This is a genomic window from Xanthobacter sp. YC-JY1 (assembly GCF_021730305.1).
GTDB lineage: Bacteria > Pseudomonadota > Alphaproteobacteria > Rhizobiales > Xanthobacteraceae > Xanthobacter > Xanthobacter flavus.
Genome location: NZ_CP032674.1, coordinates 5,030,054 through 5,050,940, shown reverse-complemented (window position 1 = coordinate 5,050,940; position 20,887 = coordinate 5,030,054). Strand labels below are relative to the sequence as shown.

Annotated in this window: 18 protein-coding genes; 10 read left to right on the top strand and 8 right to left on the bottom strand. The window is 70.2% G+C overall.

All coding sequences use genetic code 11. The annotated features are described in order from the left end of the window. Positions 1-61 precede the first annotated feature (61 nt). From murB to recN, 8 genes are all read left to right on the top strand, one after another. Complete coding sequence (gene murB, locus D7006_RS23715) at positions 62-1,021, top strand: UDP-N-acetylmuramate dehydrogenase (RefSeq protein WP_237354792.1); 960 nt, start codon at positions 62-64, stop codon at positions 1,019-1,021. Positions 1,022-1,127: 106 nt separating this feature from the next. Continuing rightward, complete coding sequence (locus tag D7006_RS23710; RefSeq protein WP_237356989.1) at positions 1,128-2,048, top strand: D-alanine--D-alanine ligase; 921 nt, start codon at positions 1,128-1,130, stop codon at positions 2,046-2,048. Between the two features lie 173 nt (positions 2,049-2,221). Continuing rightward, positions 2,222-3,040 (top strand): cell division protein FtsQ/DivIB, encoded by an 819-nt coding sequence (locus D7006_RS23705; protein WP_210257634.1) that lies wholly within the window; start codon positions 2,222-2,224, stop codon positions 3,038-3,040. Continuing rightward, on the top strand, positions 3,037-4,362 hold the full coding sequence (gene ftsA / locus D7006_RS23700; RefSeq protein WP_210257633.1) for a cell division protein FtsA: 1,326 nt from the start codon (positions 3,037-3,039) through the stop codon (positions 4,360-4,362). Before D7006_RS23705 ends, ftsA begins: the two co-directional genes overlap by 4 nt. An 85-nt stretch (positions 4,363-4,447) precedes the next feature. After that, positions 4,448-6,232 (top strand): cell division protein FtsZ, encoded by a 1,785-nt coding sequence (gene ftsZ / locus D7006_RS23695; protein ID WP_237354791.1) that lies wholly within the window; start codon positions 4,448-4,450, stop codon positions 6,230-6,232. A 476-nt stretch (positions 6,233-6,708) separates the two neighbouring features. Continuing rightward, positions 6,709-7,644 carry a UDP-3-O-acyl-N-acetylglucosamine deacetylase gene (gene lpxC / locus D7006_RS23690; protein ID WP_237354790.1) on the top strand — a complete coding sequence of 312 codons (936 nt, stop codon included), beginning with the start codon at positions 6,709-6,711 and terminating at the stop codon, positions 7,642-7,644. A 485-nt stretch (positions 7,645-8,129) separates the two neighbouring features. Then, entirely contained in the window at positions 8,130-8,987 is an 858-nt protein-coding gene (locus tag D7006_RS23685) for an outer membrane protein assembly factor BamD (RefSeq protein ID WP_237354789.1), read from the top strand. 6 nt (positions 8,988-8,993) lie between these two features. Next, positions 8,994-10,676, top strand: coding sequence for a DNA repair protein RecN (recN, locus tag D7006_RS23680; protein ID WP_237354788.1), 1,683 nt, complete (start codon positions 8,994-8,996; stop codon positions 10,674-10,676). An 18-nt stretch (positions 10,677-10,694) separates the two neighbouring features. On the opposite strand, the gene arfB is transcribed toward recN, so the two are convergent. Together arfB and D7006_RS23670 are read right to left on the bottom strand one after the other, a co-directional pair. Continuing rightward, positions 10,695-11,117, bottom strand: coding sequence for an alternative ribosome rescue aminoacyl-tRNA hydrolase ArfB (gene arfB / locus D7006_RS23675; protein ID WP_237354787.1), 423 nt, complete (start codon positions 11,115-11,117; stop codon positions 10,695-10,697). Between the two features lie 55 nt (positions 11,118-11,172). Beyond that, on the bottom strand, positions 11,173-12,291 hold the full coding sequence (locus D7006_RS23670) for a GNAT family N-acetyltransferase (RefSeq protein ID WP_237354786.1): 1,119 nt from the start codon (positions 12,289-12,291) through the stop codon (positions 11,173-11,175). Positions 12,292-12,613: 322 nt separating this feature from the next. Between D7006_RS23670 and D7006_RS23665 the strand changes: the two genes are divergently transcribed. Then, positions 12,614-13,222: a hypothetical protein gene (locus tag D7006_RS23665; RefSeq protein WP_237354785.1), complete on the top strand. Its 609-nt coding sequence runs from the start codon at positions 12,614-12,616 to the stop codon at positions 13,220-13,222. A gap of 24 nt (positions 13,223-13,246) precedes the next feature. On the opposite strand, the gene D7006_RS23660 is transcribed toward D7006_RS23665, so the two are convergent. Next, complete coding sequence (locus D7006_RS23660) at positions 13,247-14,779, bottom strand: YifB family Mg chelatase-like AAA ATPase (RefSeq protein ID WP_237354784.1); 1,533 nt, start codon at positions 14,777-14,779, stop codon at positions 13,247-13,249. A gap of 143 nt (positions 14,780-14,922) precedes the next feature. On the opposite strand from D7006_RS23660, the gene D7006_RS23655 reads away from it, so the two are divergent. Then, positions 14,923-15,705: a class I SAM-dependent methyltransferase gene (locus D7006_RS23655; protein ID WP_237354783.1), complete on the top strand. Its 783-nt coding sequence runs from the start codon at positions 14,923-14,925 to the stop codon at positions 15,703-15,705. 6 nt (positions 15,706-15,711) lie between these two features. Here D7006_RS23655 and D7006_RS23650 read toward each other — a convergent pair whose 3' ends face one another. From D7006_RS23650 to hypF, 5 genes are all read right to left on the bottom strand, one after another. Continuing rightward, positions 15,712-16,023 (bottom strand): polyhydroxyalkanoic acid system family protein, encoded by a 312-nt coding sequence (locus D7006_RS23650; RefSeq protein WP_169122093.1) that lies wholly within the window; start codon positions 16,021-16,023, stop codon positions 15,712-15,714. 124 nt (positions 16,024-16,147) lie between these two features. Then, positions 16,148-17,092 (bottom strand): glutathione synthase, encoded by a 945-nt coding sequence (gene gshB / locus D7006_RS23645; RefSeq protein WP_237354782.1) that lies wholly within the window; start codon positions 17,090-17,092, stop codon positions 16,148-16,150. A gap of 70 nt (positions 17,093-17,162) precedes the next feature. Next, positions 17,163-17,564, bottom strand: coding sequence for a YraN family protein (locus D7006_RS23640; RefSeq protein ID WP_169122092.1), 402 nt, complete (start codon positions 17,562-17,564; stop codon positions 17,163-17,165). Continuing rightward, positions 17,557-18,516, bottom strand: a complete 960-nt coding sequence (gene rsmI, locus D7006_RS23635) for a 16S rRNA (cytidine(1402)-2'-O)-methyltransferase (RefSeq protein WP_237354781.1) — start codon at positions 18,514-18,516, stop codon at positions 17,557-17,559. Before rsmI ends, D7006_RS23640 begins: the two co-directional genes overlap by 8 nt. Positions 18,517-18,571: 55 nt before the next feature. Continuing rightward, entirely contained in the window at positions 18,572-20,881 is a 2,310-nt protein-coding gene (hypF, locus tag D7006_RS23630; RefSeq protein WP_237354780.1) for a carbamoyltransferase HypF, read from the bottom strand. Positions 20,882-20,887 lie beyond the last annotated feature (6 nt).

Here is a 20,887-nt window from a genome sequence, read left to right as displayed (position 1 = left end):
CGCCCGGCTTGCCCTGTCGCCGCATGTGTGGGAGAGGCACGCCCGAAGGACCGGTGACACCATGAGCATGGCCGAGACCAGCGGGGCGGCCCCCGCCGCATTCCCTGATCTTCTGCCCGCCCTGCGGCCGCTCCTGCCGGAGCTGCGTGGCACGCTTAACGCCAATGCGCCGCTCGCCGATTTCACCTGGTTCCGCGTCGGCGGCCCGGCCCAGCTCCTGTTCCTGCCGGCCGATGCCGACGACCTCGCCTATCTCCTGGCCCATATCCCGGCCGATCTTCCGGTGACGGTGATCGGCCTCGGCTCCAACCTCATCGTGCGCGATGGGGGCGTGCCCGGCGTGGTGATCCGTCTCGGCCGCGGCTTCACCGACGTGAACGTCGAGGGCACGCGCATCGTGGCCGGCACCGGCGTGCCGGACGTGAAGGTCGCTCGCGCGGCGGCGGATGCGGGGCTGGCCGGCTTCTCCTTCCTGCGTGGCATTCCCGGCGCCATCGGCGGCGCGCTGCGCATGAATGGCGGTGCCTATGGCGGCGAGACCAAGGACGTGCTGGTGGAGGCGGAGGGCGTCACCCGCGCCGGCGCGAAGGTGCGCTTTACCAATGCCGACATGGGCTTCACCTACCGCCATTGCGGCGTGCCGGATGACGTGATCTTCACCCGCGCCGTCTTCGAGGGCCGCCGCGGTGATCCGGCGGAGATCGCCGCCGAGATGGCCAAGATCACCGAGAGCCGGGAGGCGACCCAGCCCATCAAGAGCCGCACCGGCGGCTCCACCTTCAAGAACCCGCCAGGCACCAGCGCCTGGAAGCTGGTGGACGCCGCCGGCTGCCGGGGCCTCACCATCGGTCGCGCGCAGGTGTCGGAGCTGCACACCAACTTCCTCATCAATCTCGGCGGCGCTACGGCGGCGGAGATCGAGGGGCTGGGCGAGGAGGTGCGCCGGCGGGTGAAGGAGACCTCCGGCGTGACGCTGGAGTGGGAGATCAAGCGGATCGGTCTTCCGCTCCCGCCGGCCTGAGCCATTAGCAAAACCTAAAACCGGACCGCGCCATGGTGCTGGCGCAAAGCTGCTCTCTTCAGAGCAGGCGCCGGCGCGCGCCGGATTCGGAACGGGAATGACGTCGATGGCCAAACACGTGGCGGTGCTGATGGGCGGATGGTCCTCCGAGCGGGAGGTATCGCTCAATTCGGGCGCCGCCTGCGCCGCCGCCCTGGAAGGTGCCGGCTACCGGGTGACGCCGGTCGACGTGGGCCGCGATGTCGCCGAGGTGCTGGCGCGGCTCAAGCCGGACGTGGTGTTCAACGTGCTGCACGGGGCGCCGGGCGAGGACGGCACCATCCAGGGCATCCTCGAAATCCTGCGCATCCCCTACAGCCATTCCGGCGTGCTGGCCTCGGCGCTGGCCATGGACAAGGCGCAGGCGCGCATCATGCTCGCCGCCGCCGGCGTGCCGGTGGCGAAGGGCGGGCTGGTCAACCGGGCCGCGGCCGCCAAGGCCCATGCCATGGAACGGCCCTACGTGCTGAAGCCCAATACCGGCGGCTCGAGCGTCGGCGTCTTCATCGTGCGCGAGGACCAGGAGCATCCGCCGCAGGAATTGACGCGCGAGGACTGGACCCTCGGCGAAAATCTTCTTGTGGAGGAATTCATTGCCGGGCTCGAGCTGACCTGCGCCGTGATGGGCGACAAGGTCTTCGATGTCATTGAAATCGAATCGACGCAGGCGTTTTACGATTACGAAAGCAAGTATGCACCGGGTGGCTCGCGCCACATCCTTCCGGCCCGCATTTTACCTGAAATTTACCAACGGGTGCAGATGTTAAGCCTCACGGCGCATCGAGCTCTCGGGTGCCGGGGGGTGTCGCGGAGCGATTTTCGCTTCGACCCGTCGAAGGGCGATGCCTCTGGCCTCGTCTGTCTCGAGGTCAACACCCAGCCCGGCATGACGCGGACGTCTCTGGTGCCAGAACTGGCCGCTCACGCGGGCATCTCATTCGGCGAGCTTGTGACATGGATGGTGGAGGACGCGTCGCTGGATCGCTAGGACCCCGCCCCGGCGCGGGAAGGCGACCCCCGCAGCGCCCCGGTGCAGGCTATGGCGCAAAGCCCGATGCGCCCCGCGCCCCTGCGCCGCCCCCCGGGCGGCACAAGCGCCTCGCCATCGACACCCGGCCCGCCAGCCGGCTCGCGCTTTTCCTGCGCCGCCTGTCGGTGCGCATGTCCACCTCGCGCCTCGGCCGGCGCAGCGCGAGCCTCCTCGCCATCGCGGTGATCGGCGGCTTCTCTGCCTACGGCACGGTGCTCGGCGGCCATGTGGAAGAGGCGAAGGGCATTGTCATCGACGTGGCGGACGCCGCCGGCAACCTCGCCGGCTTCAAGGTGAAGGAAGTCAACATCGCCGGGCACAATCACGTCACGCCGGCGCAGATCCTGGAGACGGCGGGCATCAAGTCCTCCACCTCCATCCTCTTCCTGAACGCGGACGAGATGCGCGCGCGCCTGGAGGCGATGCCGTGGATCGCCAGCGCCAGCGTGCGCAAGTTCTATCCCGACCGGATCGAGATCGCGATCACCGAGCGCCAGGCCTATGCGCTCTGGCAGGTCAATGGCGAGATCAAGGTGATCGCCCGCGACGGCATCCCCATCGCGCCCTATTCGGATGATCCGCGTTACGTGCAACTGCCCATCGTGGTGGGCGAAGGCGCGCAGAACCATGTCGGCGAGATCGTTGACGCGCTCGCCCGCTTGCCGGCGCTCAAGGAACAGGTCCGCGCCGCCATCTTCGTCGCGGAGCGGCGCTGGACGCTGAAGACCCGCAACGGCATCGACGTGCGTCTGCCGGAAGAGAATCTGGAGGGCGCCCTCGTCGCCCTCATGGACCTCGACCGCGAGAAGAAACTGCTCAGCCGCGACATCACCATCGTCGACCTGCGCCTGCCGGATCGCGTGGTGGTGCGCCAGTCCGACGCTGCCGCCGCCGCCCGCGCCGAAATGCTCAAGGCCCGCGCCAAGGCAAAGAAGGGAGGCCCCGCATGAGGGGACGGCTCGCTCAGGGCTTCGCGCCGAAGATGCGCCCGCTGCCGCCGAAGAAGGGCGGCATCGTCGGGGTGCTCGACATCGGCACCAGCAAGGTGGTCTGCGCCATCGCCCGGCTGAAGCCGCGCGGCGCATCCGACGTGCTGACGCGCCGCACCCACGCCATCGACGTCCTCGGCATCGGCCACACCCGTGCCCACGGCATCAAGGGCGGCGCGGTGGTGGACATGGCGAAGGCGGAACTCGCCATCCGCCAGGCGGTGGACATGGCCGAGCGCGCCTCGGGGGTGCAGATCGCCTCGGTGGTGGTCGGCGTTTCCGGCGGCCGGCTCGCCTCCCAGCACTACGAGGCCGCGGTGCGCCTCTCCGCCCCGGCGGTGGAGGAATTCGACATCCGCCGCGTGCTGGAAGCTGCCTCCACCTATGCGGTGGGCGACGGCCGCGCCGTGATGCACGCGCTGCCGGTGGGCTATTCGCTGGACGGCCGGCGCGGCATCGGCGAGCCGTGCGGGATGCTCGGCCGCGAGCTCGGCGCCGACATGCATGTCATCACCGCCGACCTCACCGCCCTGAAGAATCTCGTGCTGTGCGTCGAGCGCTGCCATCTCTCCATCGAGGCCATGGTGGCGGCGCCCTATGCGGCGGCGCTCTCCTCGCTCACCGACGACGAGATGGAGCTGGGCGTCACCCTCATCGACATGGGCGCCGGCACCACCACCTTCTCCATCGTCGCCGGCGGCCACTGCGTCTATGTGGACGGCGTGGCGCTGGGCGGCCAGCACATCACCAACGACGTGGCCCGTGGCATGCCCGCGCGCCTTGCCGATGCCGAGCGCCTGAAGGCGCTGCACGGTGCCGTGGTGGCGGTCTCCTCCGACGACCACGACATGCTGACCGTGCCGCCCTTGTCGGGTGATTCGCGCGACCAGCCGCACATGGTCCCGAAGTCCCGGCTGGTCACCATCGTGAAGCCGCGGGCGGAGGAAATCGTCGAACTGTTGCGCGATCGCCTCAGGGCCTCCGGCCATGCCGGGGATGCCGGCCGGCGCATCGTGCTCACGGGCGGCGCGGCGCAACTTCAGGGGCTTGCCGATCTGGTGGCGCGGGTCATCGGCCCGCAGGTCAGAATCGGCCGCCCGCTTGGCGTTTCCCGTCTTCCCGAGGCTGCGCGCGGCGCGGCCTTCGCGGTGACGGCAGGTCTTCTCGTCTATCCGCAGGTGGCAGGGCTCGAGCATTTCGAGCCGCGCCGGCGGCAGGCGGCAGTGGGTGAGGGACCGGGCTATTTCGGTCGCGTCGGCCGCTGGCTGAAGGACAGCTTTTAGACATGGTTAACGAAAGCTGCCGTAACAAAGAGGTCATCAAGGATTCGCGAGCGGCGGACAGGGCCGATCGGGACGGAGCAATAGCATGACGATCAACCTTCAGATGCCCGACATTCGTGAGCTTCGTCCCCGGATCACGGTGTTCGGTGTGGGCGGCGCCGGCGGCAACGCCGTTAACAACATGATCACCTCCGGGCTCCACGGCGTGGAGTTCGTGGTGGCGAACACCGATGCCCAGGCCCTCGCCCTCACCAAGGCCGAGCGCGTGGTGCAGATGGGTGTGGCGGTGACCGAGGGTCTCGGCGCCGGCTCCCAGCCGGAGGTCGGCCGGGCCGCCGCCGAGGAAGTCATCGACGAAATCCGCGACCACCTGTCCGGCTCGCACATGGTCTTCATCACCGCCGGCATGGGCGGTGGTACCGGCACCGGCGCTGCCCCAGTGGTGGCCCGCGCCGCCCGCGAGCTCGGCATCCTGACCGTCGGCGTGGTGACCAAGCCCTTCCACTTCGAGGGCCAGCGCCGCATGCGCGTCGCCGAGCACGGCATCAGCGAGCTGCAGAAGAGCGTCGACACCCTCATCGTCATCCCGAACCAGAACCTGTTCCGGGTGGCGAACGAGAAGACCACCTTCGCCGACGCCTTCGCCATGGCCGACCAGGTGCTCTATTCGGGCGTCGCCTGCATCACCGACCTGATGGTGAAGGAAGGCCTCATCAACCTCGACTTCGCCGACGTGCGCGCCGTGATGCGCGACATGGGCAAGGCGATGATGGGCACGGGCGAAGCCTCCGGCGACAAGCGCGCCATCCAGGCCGCCGAGGCCGCCATCGCCAACCCGCTGCTGGACGAGACCTCCATGCGCGGCGCCGGCGGGCTGCTGATCTCCATCACCGGCGGCAAGGACATGACCCTGTTCGAGGTGGACGAGGCGGCGACCCGCATCCGCGAGGAAGTGGATCCCGACGCCAACATCATCCTCGGCGCGACCTTCGACGAGATGCTGGACGGCATCATCCGCGTCTCGGTGGTGGCCACCGGCATCGACCCGGCGGTGATCCCCGAGCAGCTCCAGCCGGTCGCCGACCGCTTCCCGGAGCTCGCCGGTCGCAAGATCTCCAACGCCGGCCGGGCTGCCGTCGAGGCCACCCGCGAGGCGCAGATCCGCAGCGCCGTGGCCGCGATCCAGGCCGAAGACCTGATCGCCATGGAAGACGCCGCCCAGAAGGGCCACGCCCCGCAGGCCTATGCGCCCCAGTCCTATGCCCCGCCGGCTCAGCCCCAGCAGGCCCCGGCCGACCGCGCCGTCGCCATCGACGACGTGACCATCCGCACCGCGCCGCCCAAGCCCACTTATTTCGCCGAGCCGGAGCCCGCGCCCCAGCCCGCGCCGATGGTGGAAGACGAGTTCGCCCCCTACATCCCGCCGGCCGGTCAGCGTCCGCGTTCCCCGCGCATGCCCCGTGTCGACGAGCTGCCGCTGCCCGCGCAGAACCAGATCCGCGCCCAGCGGGGCGAGCCGCCGGTGGAGCAGGCCCAGCCGGACAAGAAGCGCATGACCCTTCTTCAGCGTCTTGCGCACGTTGGTCGCCGCGAGGAGCCCGAACCCGAGCCCGCGCGCCGCGAACAGCCCAGCATGCGTGCCCCCGAGCGTCGTCCCGAGCAGCAGCGGCCCGATCCCCGCGGTGAAGGCCGTGGCGAGCCCCGCGATGCCCGCCCGACCATGCCCTCGCGTGGCGGTGAGCCGCCGGTGTCCGAGTTCGCCAAGCGTCCGCCCATGCGTCCGGCCGCCGAAGTGCCCTCGCGTCCCGGCCCGCACCATGACGACGACCAGCTGGAAATCCCGGCTTTCCTGCGTCGCCAGGCGAACTGAAGTTCGATGAAGGCTTAGCCGGCGCTGGTCTCTCCGGTGCCGGCTGCCGGCCGCCCTCCCGCCGTTTTCGCGTCCATTCCGCGGCAGCCGATCAGACGCCCACGCGCTGGCTTGATCACGCTGCAACCCTGTGGCTTTCGCGCCACATCTCCCCCGATTCGTGTGGCTTCACCCCCGCGGAAGGCTGTAACAGAGGCCTCTCCGGCACCTTGAAACTCGCCGCTAACTATCTGATAGTTAATGGGAAATTGAGAAAGGGTGTTCGTAACAGAGGGTAAGCAAGCGTGATTTGGCGTCACCCCCCGTGACGACTAGGGTGCACCCATCCTGAGGGACCGACTCGCCGACCGTGTTGACAATTTCTTTGTACAACCGGGGCGAAAGTTGGGACCCAAGGTGAAGGTTTGAGGGAAGGAGTGCGGCAAGCGGGACACACCCGTTAGCCGGAAACTTCCCCGAAACGGGACGCACCAAAGATGCAGACCACTCTGGCTCGCGAAATCGCACTCAAGGGTGTCGGCGTTCACGCCGGGGTCGAAGCGACCATCACCCTGAAGCCCGCGTCCGCGAACACTGGTGTCGTCTTCATCCGCTCCTTCGCCGATCAGGCGCCCCGCAAGGCCACCGTCAGCCGCCGTTCCGTGCAGGCCACCGACCTCGCCACCGTTCTCGGCGATCGCTCCGGCGCCCTTGTCTCCACCGTCGAGCACGTCCTCGCGGCCCTGAGCGGCCTCGGCGTGGACAATGCCACGGTCGAGATCGACGGCCCCGAAGTTCCGATCCTCGACGGCAGCGCGGGCGATTTTGTGGCCGCCATCGACGCCGCCGGCGTCACCGAAGTGCGCGGCCGCCGCAAGTTCCTCAAGGTGCTCAAGCCCGTCCGCGTCGAGAACGGCGCGTCCTTCGGCGAGCTTCTGCCCTACGAAGCCGGTTTCCGCCTCGAAGTGGAGATCGAGTTCGGCCACGATCTCATCGGCCGCCAGCGCTTCGCCGCCACCATGTCTCCGGCCGTGTTCCGCCGTGAGTTGGCTTCGGCCCGCACCTTCGGCTTCCTCAAGGATGTGGAGCGCCTGCGCTCTGCCGGCTACGCCCGCGGCGCCGCCCTTGAGAACACTGTCTGCCTCGACGAGAGCGGCGTGCTGAACCCCGATGGCCTGCGCTTCTCCGACGAATTCGTCCGCCACAAGGCGCTCGACGCGGTGGGCGACCTCGCCCTCGCCGGGATGCCCCTGATGGCGCGCTACCGCTCCTTCCGCGGCGGCCACAAGCTGAACTTCCAGGTGGTGGACGCCCTGCTCGCCGACCGCTCCAACTATGCCATCGTCGAGGCTCCGGTCCGGCCCGTCCGCGACACCGTGGGTGCCGAGATCGGCGTGTCCAGCCCGGTGCCGGTGTTCGCCCCGGAAATCTGATCTTCCTCGCATCCTGAAGCTGCGGCGCCCCCTCGGGCGCCGCTTCTGTTTTGGCCGCCTGCGTCGCGGGCTCTGGCAGCCGCGCGCTTGCGAAGTCTTAACCTCGTCTCGATTTAGATGCCGCTCGCACCTCGCGCTGCGTGAGCCGGCGTTGCGGGGCGGCCACACTCCTGTCGCCGAAGGCGGGTGGGAGCGCCCGCCGCCACATTGCCGACTGAAAGCACCGATAGCGCGGAGGGGCTGTTTTCCTGCCGTGGCCGTGGGCGCGGGGGCCGAGGCATTCCGGACGTGTGCAGGCGATGCCTGTGGCGGGCGGAAATGGGGGAAACGAGCAGGGGAGCGTGTCGAGGAGTGGGCGGAGGCGCCCGGCTGGCAGCCTGCCGGCCGAGCGGTTTTACCCGGCGCGATCCTTCGGTTACAAGCGGCGCCTTGAGGCGCGGGACGGAAGCTGAACCGTGATGCGATTCTTGAACGATGTCCTGCCCATGCGCACCCTTCTGCGAGGTGCCGCGCTGGCGTCTGCGCTCGTGCGCGGCGGGATGCTGGTGCTTGCCTTGGCCATGGGTCTCCTCGTCTCCGGCTGTGCCAGCGACAAGGACGACACCATCCCCCCTGACGAGCCGGCCGAGAAGATCTACAACGAGGGCCTCACCCTGCTGCGCCGGCAGGAGCCGGAAAAGGCAGCCAAGCGCTTTGAGGACGTGGACCGGGCCCACCCCTATTCGGAATGGGCGCGCAAGGCGCTGCTCATGACCACCTACTCGTATTTCGAGGCGGGCAAGTACGACGAGGCCATTGGCGTCGGAAAGCGCTACATCGCGCTTTATCCCGGCTCGGCTGACGCGGCCTATGCCCAGTATCTCGTCGCTTCGGCGCTTTACGAGAACATTCCCGACATCACCCGCGACCAGCGCAAGACGCGGCAGGCGCTCGACGCGCTCGAGGCCGTGGTGCGCAAGTATCCCAATACGGAATACGCGGCCACCGCGAAGCGGAAGATCGAAGTCGCGCGCGATCAGCTCGCCGGCAAGGAAATGGCCATCGGCCGTTACTATCTGGAGCAGCGCAACTACACGGGCGCCATCAACCGCTTCAAGGTGGTCGTGACCCAGTACCAGACCACGCGGCAGGTGGAGGAGGCCCTCTATCGCCTCACCGAGTGCTACATGGCCATGGGCATCATCGGCGAGGCGCAGACGGCGGCCGCCGTGCTTGGCTATAACTTCCCCGACAGCTCGTGGTATAAGGACGCCTACAAGCTGGTTCAGTCCGGTGGGGCCGAGCCGCAGGAGAACAAGGCGTCCTGGATCAGCCAGGCGTTCAAGAAGATGGGGCTTGGCTGATATTCCATGCTGGCGACGCTCTCGATCCGGGACATCGTCCTCATCGAGAAGCTCGATCTCACCCTGTCGGAGGGCCTCACGGTCCTGACCGGTGAGACGGGTGCCGGCAAATCGATACTGCTCGATGCCGTGTCCCTCGCCCTTGGTGGGCGGGGTGACGGAGCCCTGGTGCGCCACGGGCAGCCCAAGGGGCAGGTGACGCTCACCTTCGATCTCGCCCTCGACCATCCCGCCCACGACATCCTTGCCGCCGCCGAGCTGCCCGACGAGGGGCCGCTGGTGATTCGCCGCATCCAGATGGCTGACGGGCGCACCCGCGCCAGCGTCAACGAGGAGGCGGTGAGCGTGCAGACGCTGCGCCTCATCGGCGCGAGCCTCATCGAGCTGCACGGCCAGCACGCCGACCGCGCCATGGTGGACGCCGCGAGCCACCGGCTCCTGCTCGACGCCTTCGGTGGCCTCGCAACACAGGTCGCGGCCGTGGGAGACCTCTGGCGCGCATGGCGGACCGCCCTTGCCGAGGCGAAGGACGAGCGGGAGCGGCTGGAGATCGCCGCCCGCGAGGCCGATTTTATTCGCCACGCGGTGGAAGAGCTTTCCGCGCTAGGTCCGGAGCCGGGCGAGGAACTGGCCCTGTCCGAGCGGCGCACCGCGATGATGCGATCGGAGAAGATCGCCGGCGATCTCGACGAGGCGCTGGATGCGGTCTCCGGCGGCAGCTCGCCCATACCCTCTCTGGCCGCCGCCGTGCGCCGGCTGGAGCGCCGGGCGGGCGAAGCGCAGGCGCTGGTGCGTCCGGCGGTCGAGGCCATCGACCAGGCGCTGGATGCGCTGGAGACGGCGCGCCAGCATTTGGAAGCCGCCCGTGCCGATGCGGCGTTCGACCCGCGCGAGCTGGAGCGGATCGAGGAGCGACTGTTCGCGCTCCGCGCCGCCGCCCGCAAATATCATGTCAGTGCCGACGACCTGCCCGCCCTCGCCGCCCGCTACCAGTCCGATCTGGAGCGCCTCGACCGCAGCGCCGCGACGCTGGCGCGGCTGGAAGCGAGCGTGAACGAGGCCGGGGCCGCCTATCACGCCGCCGCGGAAGAACTCTCCCGCGCCCGCCACAGCGCGGCCGCCGTGCTCGACAAGGCCGTCGCGGCGGAGCTGCCGCCGCTCAAGCTGGAGCGGGCGAGCTTCATCACCCGCGTCACCAGCGATCCCGCCGCGGCCGGGCCGGCCGGGCACGATCAGGTGGAGTTCTGGGTGCGCACCAATCCCGGCACGCGACCGGGTGCGCTAATGAAGGTGGCCTCCGGCGGCGAGCTGGCACGATTTCTCCTGGCGCTGAAGGTGGTGCTGGCGGATCGCGGCTCGGCCCCGACGCTGATCTTCGACGAGATCGACACCGGCGTGGGCGGCGCGGTGGCCGACGCCATCGGCCAGCGCCTCGGCCGCCTCGCCGAGCGGGTGCAGGTGCTGTGCGTCACCCACGCGCCGCAAGTCGCCGCCCGCGCGCGCAACCACCTGCTCATCGCCAAGGCGAGCGCCCAGGACGTGGTGGACCCGGACGCGCCGGTGACCACCCGCGTCAACGCCCTCACCGCCAGCACGCGGCGCGAGGAGATCGCCCGGATGCTTGCCGGGGCGACCGTGACGCAGGAGGCGCGGGCCGCTGCCGACCGCCTGCTGAAGGCGGCGCGCTGACCGGCTCCTGAAGGCGCTTCAGTCCGCGTCCGGCTTCGTTTGCCGCATGGATTTCACCTGGCCCCGCCGGTCCTTGGCGGCAAGGCGCCGCTCCTTGGAGGCGAGGGTGGGGCGCGTGGGCCGCCGCACGGGCATGACCACCGTGGCGGCGCGGATCAGCTCCACCAGCCGCTCGATGGCATCTTCCCGGTTGCGCTCCTGGGTGCGGAAGCGCTGGGCCTGGATGACGATGACTCCATCCTGCGTCATGCGCCGGCCGGCGAGGCGGGCGAGGCGCATCTTCACGCCCTCGGGCAGGTTGGGCGAGCGCGCCGCGTCGAAGCGCAGCTGGACCGCGCTCGACACCTTGTTGACGTTCTGCCCGCCCGGCCCGGACGCGCGCACGAAGACGAGCTCGATCTCGTCCTCGGCGATGGCGATGCGGGGCGTGATCTCGATCATGGCGCCCTCTCCTGAGGGCGCAGCTTATGCACGGCCCGGCACGGGCTGCCAACGCTCAGATGGCGTGGCGATTCGCGGTGGGTCCGAAATGCTCCACATAGCGCGGGCTGATGACCGAGACCGGCAGGATGATGAGCACATCCGTGGTGCCGAACTGGTGGTCCACCACCGCGCCGTCGCCGACGAAGCCGCCGAGCCGCAGATAGCCCTTGATGAGGGGTGGCAAGGCCTGCAGCGCCTTCTTCATGTCGATGTCGGCCTTGGCCATGCGGTCCATGGAGACATGCCGGCCTTCGACGGCCCGCGCGCGCCATTCTTCCGGGGCCATGGCGTTGTGATGCAGGAAGGACAGGGGCAGGTCGAGTTCCGCGGGGTCGGTGCCCTCGAGGCTGGCGCAGCCGAACATGGCGTCGATCTTGTTGCGCAGGATGTAGGTCCACACCCCGTGCCACAGCAGCTCGACGGTCCGCTTGTTGCGGTAGGGCTTGAGCACGCAGGAGCGGCCGAGTTCCAGGAAGCGCAGGGTGGGATGGGCGGCGATGACCCCGCCCACGTCGAACTCGCCCTGGGTGTAGAAACCGCCGTGGCGGTTCGCCACCTCCTGCCGCAGCAGGCGGTACGTGCCGACCACCTTGGGCTTGCGCCGGCCGAGAACGATCTTCCCGGCGTCGTGGTCCAGCACCAGGATGTGGTCGCAGATGGTGTCGAAGCTGTCCATGTCGCGCCGGGCGAGGCGCGTGGTGGCGTCGGGCGTGGCCGACATCTCCTCGTAGAACACCTTGTAGCGCAGGCGCTGGGCGCGGCGCACGTCGCGTGCGGTACGGGCGAGCCGCACCTCAAGCGCGCCGAGCCGGCCAAGGACGATGCTCTCGGGCTCAGTCGGCACCGCATCGCGGTGGCGCAGGCCCGAATAGGCGCGGAAATCCGTCACCAGCTTCTGCGGCCCGGGGAGCACCGGGCGGCCGGCGGGCGTCGCCTGCTGGGCGCGTAGGAAAGGGAAGGCGCCGGGCTCGGTGCCGAACATGGGCGCGGCGCCCTCGCGGCCGAAATCCTTCTTCAGGTCCTTGGCGAAGTCGCGGGCGAAATCCCGCGCGGCGTCGCGGGCGACGTCGAAGCCGCGGCCGAACAAAGCTGGCAGGTTGAAGCCGGGATCCGGTTGTCCCATTCGTTTCATTGCAACGACCCCCACTCCGGGCCGCCGCCGTCGGCGGGCGTGCCTCAACCAACGCTGGTATCGCCCTTCCGCCAGTGCGCCGCCGGGTCTTCCGGCCCGGCAGACGCGCCGCAATGGCTGCGAGGAGCGACCTGGAAGATGGCCCGCTTTTGCGGGTGCCCAGGACTTGAACGCCAGCATCACCATAGTTTTCCGACGCCACTGTGACAATGGGTGGACCGGTCGCGCCAGAGCCTTGCGATCGCGCCTTGCCGCTACGGTGCCCCAGGTGTTAGCGGCAGGGTGACGGCGCGTCGGCGCCTGTGATTCGTTGGGGGACACCATGACTTTCACGCGCATGCACCTTACGGCCGCGCTCCTCGCCAGCTTCGCTTTCCTCGCGCCGGCGGGGGCGCAGGCGCAGCAGCGGCCGATGCCGGTGGAGGTGACCCAGGTGTTCGTGCAGGGCATCGGGCAGGTCAACGTGCTCGCCTACAAGGCCAAGTTCGTGTCGGCCGATCCCGTCACCCGCCGCGTGGTGCTGGAGGATCCCGCCGGTCGCCGCTGGGCGGTGATCGCGCCCCCGCTGCTCGGCGACCTCTCCTTGTACCGGGTGGGCGAGAACCTGCTCATCCGTGTGGCGCCGGGCGTCGTCACGGCGCTCGGCAAGGCGCATCAGGGCAAGCCGGGCGAGGTGATGGCCGAGGTCGCCATCAATGACGGCCTGCCGGGCTGGCCGGAGGGCTTCGGCATCCGCGAGGTCAGGCTGACCTCCATCTTCGTGGGTCTCGACCCGGCCGCCGGCACCGTCACCTTCGAGGGTCCGGACGGCAATGTCCGCGTGGTGCGGGCGGCCAACGACAAAGTGCTCGCGGACGTGCAGAAGGTGCAGCCGGGCGACCTCGCCCAGATCACCTATATCGAGGGCCTCGCCGTCAACGCCATGCGCTGAGGCGGCGGTCGTTCCGCTCCCGGTCTACGCCGCGGCCCGGGGCCGCTCGGCTGCGGCGCGATAGGCGAGGGCTTCCGCCAGATGGCGGCGGCCCACCCCCTCCGCGCCCTCGAGATCGGCGAGGGTGCGCGCCACCTTCAGCACGCGATGGTAGCCTCGGGCGCTGAGCCGCATGGCATCGGCGGCATCGCGGAGCAGCACCGCCCCGGCCGAATCGGGCGTCGCCACCGTCTCCAGCAACGGCCCGGAGGCCTCCGCATTGGTGCGCACATCGGGCCGGCCGAGGGCGGCGTAGCGCTCCAGCTGGATCTCCCGCGCCATGGCGACGCGCGCCGCCACTTCCCGCGAGCCTTCGGTGGGCGCCGGCAACACGAGGTCGGAGGCCGAGACCGACGGCACCTCCAGATGGATATCGATGCGGTCGAGGAACGGCCCGGAGAGCCGCGCCTGATATTCGTCGGCGCAGCGCGGCCCGCGCTTGCAGGTGAAGCCGGGCTCCCCGGCGCGGCCGCAGCGGCACGGATTCATGGCGGCGATAAGCTGGAAGCGCGCCGGGTAGGTGACGCGATGGTTGGCGCGGGCGATCAGCACCTCGCCCGTCTCCAGCGGTTGGCGGAGGGAATCGAGCACCTGCGGGGCAAATTCCGGCAGTTCGTCGAGGAAGAGCACGCCATTGTGGGCGAGCGAGACCTCGCCCGGCTTCGCCTTGGCGCCGCCGCCCACCATGGCCGCCATGCTGGCGGAGTGGTGCGGGGCGCGGAACGGGCGCCGGTCCATCAGCGCGCCGTCCTCGATGGTGCCGGCCACCGAGGCGATCATGGAGACGTCCAGCATCTCGGCCGGCGACAAAGGCGGCAGGATGGAGGGCAGGCGCTGCGCCAGCATGGACTTGCCGGCGCCGGGCGGGCCGACGAACAATAGATTGTGGCCGCCGGCCGCGGCCACCTCCAGCGCCCGCTTGGCGGTCTCCTGGCCCTTCACGTCCCGAAGGTCGAGCATGGTGTCTCCCGGCGGCTTCATCCGTGGCTCGGGCCGGCCCATCACCTGGCGGCCGGTCATGTGGTTGGCGAGCTGGATGAGGGATTGCGGGGCAAGAATGTCCATGTCGGGGCTGGCCCACGCGGCCTCGGCGCCGCACGGGGCGGGGCAGATGAGGCCGTGCCCGCGGGCGTTAGCGCCGATGGCCGCCGGCAGCACGCCCGCCACGGCCGCAATGGCACCGTCGAGCGCCAGCTCGCCCACCACCGTGAAGCCGGTGAGGGCGTCGCCGGGAATGGCGCCGATGGCCGCCATCAGGCCGAGCGCGATGGGCAGGTCGTAATGGGAGCCTTCCTTGGGCAGGTCGGCAGGCGCCAGATTCACCGTGATGCGCCGCGCCGGAAGGGCGAGTCCTGACGCGATCAAGGCCGCGCGCACCCGCTCCTTGGCCTCGGTGACCGCCTTGTCCGGCAGGCCAACGATGGTGAAGGCCGGCAGGCCCGCGGCCACATGCACCTGCACATCCACCGGGCGCGCCTCGACGCCCTCGAACGCGACCGTCGCCACCCGCTGGATCACAGCCGCCCCCTGCCTGCTGCCTGTCTGCATCCCAAGGTAGCGGAGGGCGCCCATGCAGGCAAGAACGAAAGCGGAACAGGCGTGCTTGCGCCCGGCACCGCCGTGTCTATGCTGGAGGTAGCAAGAGGATTGGGAGAACGGCCATGGCCGCCGAAGGTGCAGGCGTGCGCAGTCATGAGGCTCATGTGGTCGAGATGTTCGGCCCGCAGGCGGCGGCCTATGTGGCGAGCGCCGTCCATGCGCGCGGCGCTGATCTCGACGCCCTGAAGGCCCTGGTGGAGGAGGCGCGGCCCGCCCGGCTGCTCGATCTCGGCTGTGGCGGCGGGCATGTGAGCTTCACCGCCGCACCCTTCGCGGGCGAGGTGGTGGCCTACGATCTTTCCGAGGACATGCTGGGCGCCGTCGCGGCCGAGGCCAAGACGCGCGGCCTTGCCAACATCGCCACGCGGCAGGGCGTCGCCGAGCGCCTGCCCTTCGCCGACGGCAGCTTCGACTTGGTGGCCTCGCGCTACAGCGCGCACCATTGGCGTGACGTGCCGCAGGCGCTCGCGGAGGTGCGGCGGGTGGTGAAGGCCGGCGGACAGTTCGTCATGATGGACGTGATCGCCCCCGAATGGCCGGTGGCCGACACCTTCCTGCAGACGGTGGAGTTGCTGCGCGATCCCTCCCACGGGCGGGACTACAGCGCCTCCGAATGGACCCGCCTCGCCGAGGAGGCGGGGTTCCGGGTGGTGCGCACGGCACATCGGCGCCTGAGGCTGGAGTTCGCCTCCTGGGTGGCGCGCATCCGCACGCCGGAACTGCATGTCGCCGCCATCCGCTCGCTGATGGCGGGCGCGAGCGCGGATGTGGCGGCTCATTTCGAGTTCGAGGCGGACGGCTCCTTCTCCATCGACACGCTGACGCTGGAGCTGGAGACGGCCTGAGCCGGCCTACTTTTTCTCCAGCATCAGGCGGCCCTGCTTCTGGATGAGGTCCTTCGCCTTGCGGGCGACCAGATCCAGCATGAAGGGCAGCTCCACGGAGAGATGCACCGCGTCGTCCGCCACCTGGAGCTTGCCGCTCGCGGTCTGCCCCAGCGCCGCGATGCGGAAGTTCAGGTGATCGCCCGTCCAGTTTTCTTCGATAATGGAGATGTGGCGCGAGAAGCGCTCGCGTACCCCTGACAGCCCCACTTGCAGGCGCCGTGTCGCCTCGGCCTTGCCAAGGCGGTGGGGGATGGAGGCGGTGAAGGGCTGTCCCATGAATCGGTCCTGTTATGTCCCGGCAGAGCGTTTCGTTGGACAACGCCTGTCCCCGCACAGCGGTTCGCGCGGCGGGCCGTGGGGGCCGCCGCGACGAAGTTGGAGCTTGATGGCTGGTGTGGCCTCAGGCGGCGCGGCGGGCCTCGATGCGGTCCCAGATCTGCGCGGCGATGTCCGGTCCGCCCAGCCGCTTGATGGCGCGCAGGCCGGTGGGGGAGGTCACGTTGATCTCGGTGAGGTTGCCGTCGATCACGTCGATGCCAACGAAGATGAGCCCCTTCTCGCGCAGGGAGGGGCCGATGCGGGCGCAGATTTCCAGTTCGCGATCAGTGAGGTCGGTGGGCCGCGCCGCACCGCCGCGCACCATGTTGGAGCGTAGGTCGCCCTCGCTCGGCACCCGGTTCACCGCGCCCGCCGCCTCGCCATCCACCAGGATGATGCGCTTGTCGCCGTGCTTCACCGCCGGCAGGAAGCGCTGGATCACCCACGGCTCGCGGAAGGTGGCGGAGAAGAGGTCGTAGAGCGAGCCGAAATTGAGGTCGTCGGCGGTGAGGCGGAACACGGCGGCGCCGCCATTGCCGTAGAGTGGCTTCATCACCACGTCGCCGAACTCGGCGCGGAAGGCCTTGATCTCCGCGAGGTCGCGCGAGATCAGGGTCGGCGGCATCAGGTCCGGAAACTCGGTGACGAAGATCTTTTCCGGCGCGTTGCGCACATGGCCGGGGTCGTTCACCACCAGCGTCTTGGGGTGGATGCGCTCCAGCAGGTGGGTCGCCGTCACATAGGCCATGTCAAAGGGCGGATCCTGGCGCATCAGCACCACGTCCATCTCGGTGAGGGGAATGCGCTCACGCGCGCCGAGGGTGAAGTGGGCGCCGGCCTCGTCCTTAACGGTCAGCGGCTCCACGGCGGCGAACACTTCGCCGTCGCGCATGGCCATGCGGTCGGGCGTGTAGTGGAACAGCGCATGGCCCCGCCGCTGCGCCTCCAGCAGGAGGGCGAAGGTGGAATCCCCTTGAATATTGATGCTGGCAATGTGGTCCATCTGGACCGCGACCTTCAGGGCCATGGCAATCTCCCGCTGCCCCATGGGGGCTTGGATCCTATCTATAGTCGGGCGGCGCCCACCGCCACTCGGCTCACACGTCCATCTCGAAGGCACCGGGCAGGTGCTCGGCCTCTCCGGTGCGGGCGAGCAGCACGGCGTCGAAGCGCATGTTCAGCGCAGAAAGCTCGGGGTGCTCCGCGAGGTAGGCCTCCGCCGCCGCCGCGATGCGCCGCCGCTGGCGGGGCTGCAGGGAGAAGGCGGCATCATCGAGCCGCGCCCGCAGCTTCACCTCGCAGAAGACCAGCAGATCCCCCTGCCGGGCGATGAGGTCGATCTCGCCCGCCTTGGTGCGCACCCGCCGGGCGAGGATGTGGAATCCGTGGGCGCCGAGCAGCGTCGCGGCGCGCTCCTCCCCGGCAAGGCCGCGATCGTGGGCCGCGCGGCGGCGCAGCTTTCCCGCGTCGGGCGGAGGGCCAGCCGGCGTCTCAGGCATCCGCGTCGGCGTCCCCGCTTTTCGCCTGCGTGATCGCGAGGGCGCGGGCATAGACCTCGCGCTTCGGCCGGCCGGTGGCGCCGGCGACAGCGGCGACGGCATCCTTCAGGGACGTGTCCTTCAGCGCGCGGATGAGCGCCGCGTCCACGTCCGCATCGCCAGCCGCCTCTTCCAGGGGCGGCCCGATGACGAGGACGATCTCGCCTTTGGGCGGTTCGGCGTCCGCATAATGGGCGGCGAGGGCGGTCAGGTCGGCGCGCCGCACCTCCTCGAACGCCTTGGTCAGCTCGCGGCATACGGCGGCGGGGCGCGGGCCGAGTACGTCGGCAAGGTCCGCGAGGCTCTCTGCGAGGCGCGGGCCGGTTTCGTAGAAGACGAGGGTGCCCGGCACGCCGGCGAGGGCGGAGATGCGGTTGCGGCGCTGGCCGGCCTTGGGCGGCAGGAAGCCGTCGAACAGGAAGCAGTCGGTGGGCAGGCCCGCCGCCACCAAGGCCGCGAGCAGCGCGGAGGCGCCGGGCACGGGGTGCACGGGGAAGCCCGCCTCGGCCGCCTCCACCACCAGCTTGAAGCCGGGGTCCGACACCAGCGGCGTGCCGGCATCGGAGATGAGCGCAACCCGCTCGCCGGCGGCGAGGCGGGCGAGCAGCTTCGGCCGGGCGCTGGCGCCGTTGTGGTCGTGATAGGCCACGAGATGCGTCTGGATGCCGTAGCGGTCTAGCAGGCGACGGGAGATGCGAGTGTCCTCGCAGGCGATCACGTCGGCCGCCGCCAGCGTCTCCAGCGCGCGCACCGTCACGTCGGCGAGGTTGCCGATGGGCGTCGCGACCACATGCAGGCCCGGCGAGAGGCCGGGGGCGGGCAGGGTGGAGCCGGCGAGGAGGAAGGTCTTCACGGCTCCCGCGGCGCGGCCTTCGGGGCGGCTGTGCGGGTGCGGACGATGGGGCGTGGTCATGACCCCCACCATAGTCCCGCCCGCGCCGGACGGGAACGGCCCCGCCCGCATGGTTTCACGCCATTTGTCGCGCTGCGGCGACCACCGCCTGCCCAAAGGCCAGGCCGCCGTCATTGGCCGGCACGTGCGACGGGATGAGGGGCGTGAGGCCGCGCGCCCGCAGCCGGGCGACGGTTTCCTCCAGCAGCCGCACATTCTGGAACACGCCGCCGGACAGGGCGACGGCGGGGATGCCGGCCTCGTCCGCCGCCTTTGCCGCGACCGAGACGAAGGCGTCCGCCAGACCGGCATGGAAGGCGGCGGCCATGGCGGGCAGGGGGCGCCCGGAGGCGAGGTCGGCGAGGAGGGCGCGCCAGTGCGGGGCGGGATCGATCTCCATGAGGTCGCCCTGCGCGGCGATGGCGAAGGGATAGGGCGCCGCCTCGCCCTCCGCCACGGCTTCCAGCGCCATGGCCGCCTCGCCTTCATGGGAGAGCCGGTCGGGCGCGAGGCCGAGGAGCGCCGCCACGGCATCGAACAGGCGGCCGGCGGAGGAGGCAAGGGGGGCGTTGAGGCCCTTGTCCATCATCGCCCGCAGGGTGGGCACGGGCTTGCCGGCGAACAGCGCGGCGAGCCGAGCGTCCCCGTCCACCGCCGCGCGGCCGAGCGCCCGATCCAGATGGGCGAGCAGAACCCGCCACGGCTCGCGGCTCGCCGCATCCCCGCCAGCGAGCGGGATGGGGGAGAGGCGGGCAAGGCGGCGGCTCTCGCGATAGTCGCAGACCAGCACCTCGGCGCCCCAGACAGTGCCGTCTTCGCCCAGCCCCAGCCCGTCGAGGGCGATGCCCACCACCTTGCCGTCCGCACGCGGCCAGCCATTCTCGGCCATGGCGGCGGCGATGTGGGCATGGTGATGCTGCACGCTTTCCAGCGGGAGCCCGCGCGCCTCGGCAAGGGCAGCGCCCAGGCGGCTGGCGCGATAGTCCGGGTGGAGGTCCGCCGCGATCACCTGCGGCACATGGGCGAAGAGGACGGAATAATCGGCCAATGCGGTCTCGAAGGCGTCGCCGGTGGCCGGCTCGTCGAGGTCGCCGAGATGGTGGGAGAGAAGGGCGCGGGCGCCGTGGGTGAGGCAGAGCGCACTTTTGAGCTCGCCGCCCATGGCGAGCACCGGCGGCGCCCCGTCGAAATCCTCCGGCAGCGCGAGGGGAAGCGGAGCGAAGCCGCGCCCCCGCCTGATCACGCGCAGTCCGCCGCCGGCCATGCGCGCCACGCTGTCATCCAGCCGGCGGGCGATGGGGCGGTCGTGCAGGAGGAAGCCGTCCACGATGCCGGCAAGGCCGGCGCGGGCCTCGTCATCGCGGAAGATCTGCGGCTCGCTGGAGCGGTTGCCGGAGGTCATCACCAGCGGGCGGCCGGCCGCCGCGATCAGCAGATGATGCAGCGGCGTATAGGGCAGCATCAGGCCGAGATGGCTCTGGCCCGGCGCGAGGCCGGGGGGAAGGTCTGCGTCTGGCCGGAGCGGCAGCAGCAGGATGGGTGCGGAGGGGGCGAGCAGCGCCGCCTCTTCCTCCGGTGAGATGACGCAGAGGCGGTGTGCGGTGCGAAGGTCCGCCATCACCGCCAGCGGCTTGGTGGGGCGGTGCTTGCGGGCACGCAGGGTGGCGACGGGCCCGGCATCGGTGGCGTCGCAGACGATGTGGAAGCCGCCGATGCCCTTCACCGCGAGGATGCCGCCCGCCCGCAGCCATTCGGCCGCCTCTAGGATCGGATCGACGGAGGCGATCTCCGTCCCCTCCCGTTCCAGCCACAGGCGTGGGCCGCAGGCGGGGCAGGCGATGGGCTGGGCGTGGAAGCGACGGTCCGCGGGGTTCTCGTATTCCGCGCGACAGGCCGGGCACATGGGAAAGCCGGCCATGGTGGTCGCCGGCCGGTCATAGGGCAGGCCGGCGACGATGGAGAAGCGCGGGCCGCAATCCGTGCAATTGGTGAAGGCGTAGCGATGCCGCCGGGCGGTGGGATCGGCGATCTCCGCAAGGCACGCCGGGCAGGTCGCCACATCCGGCACCACGCCGATGGAGACGGTGCCGGCCCCGCTCTCAACGATGCGGAAGCCCGGCTCCGGCAAGGCGGCCGGTCGGCGCTCCACCCGCTCGATGCGCGCCAGCGGCGGCGCCTCGGCCACCAGAGCCGCGGCGAAGGCCTCAAGGGCCGCGCGCGGGCCACCCGCATGGATCAGCACCCGCCCGCCGGCATTGGAGACGGTGCCGTCGAGGCCGAGGCGCAAGGCGAGGCGATAGACGAAGGGCCGGAAGCCCACGCCCTGCACAATGCCGGAAATCTCGAAGGTCTCGCCCAGCGCCTCGTCCATTTCGCCCGCGTCCATGGCCCC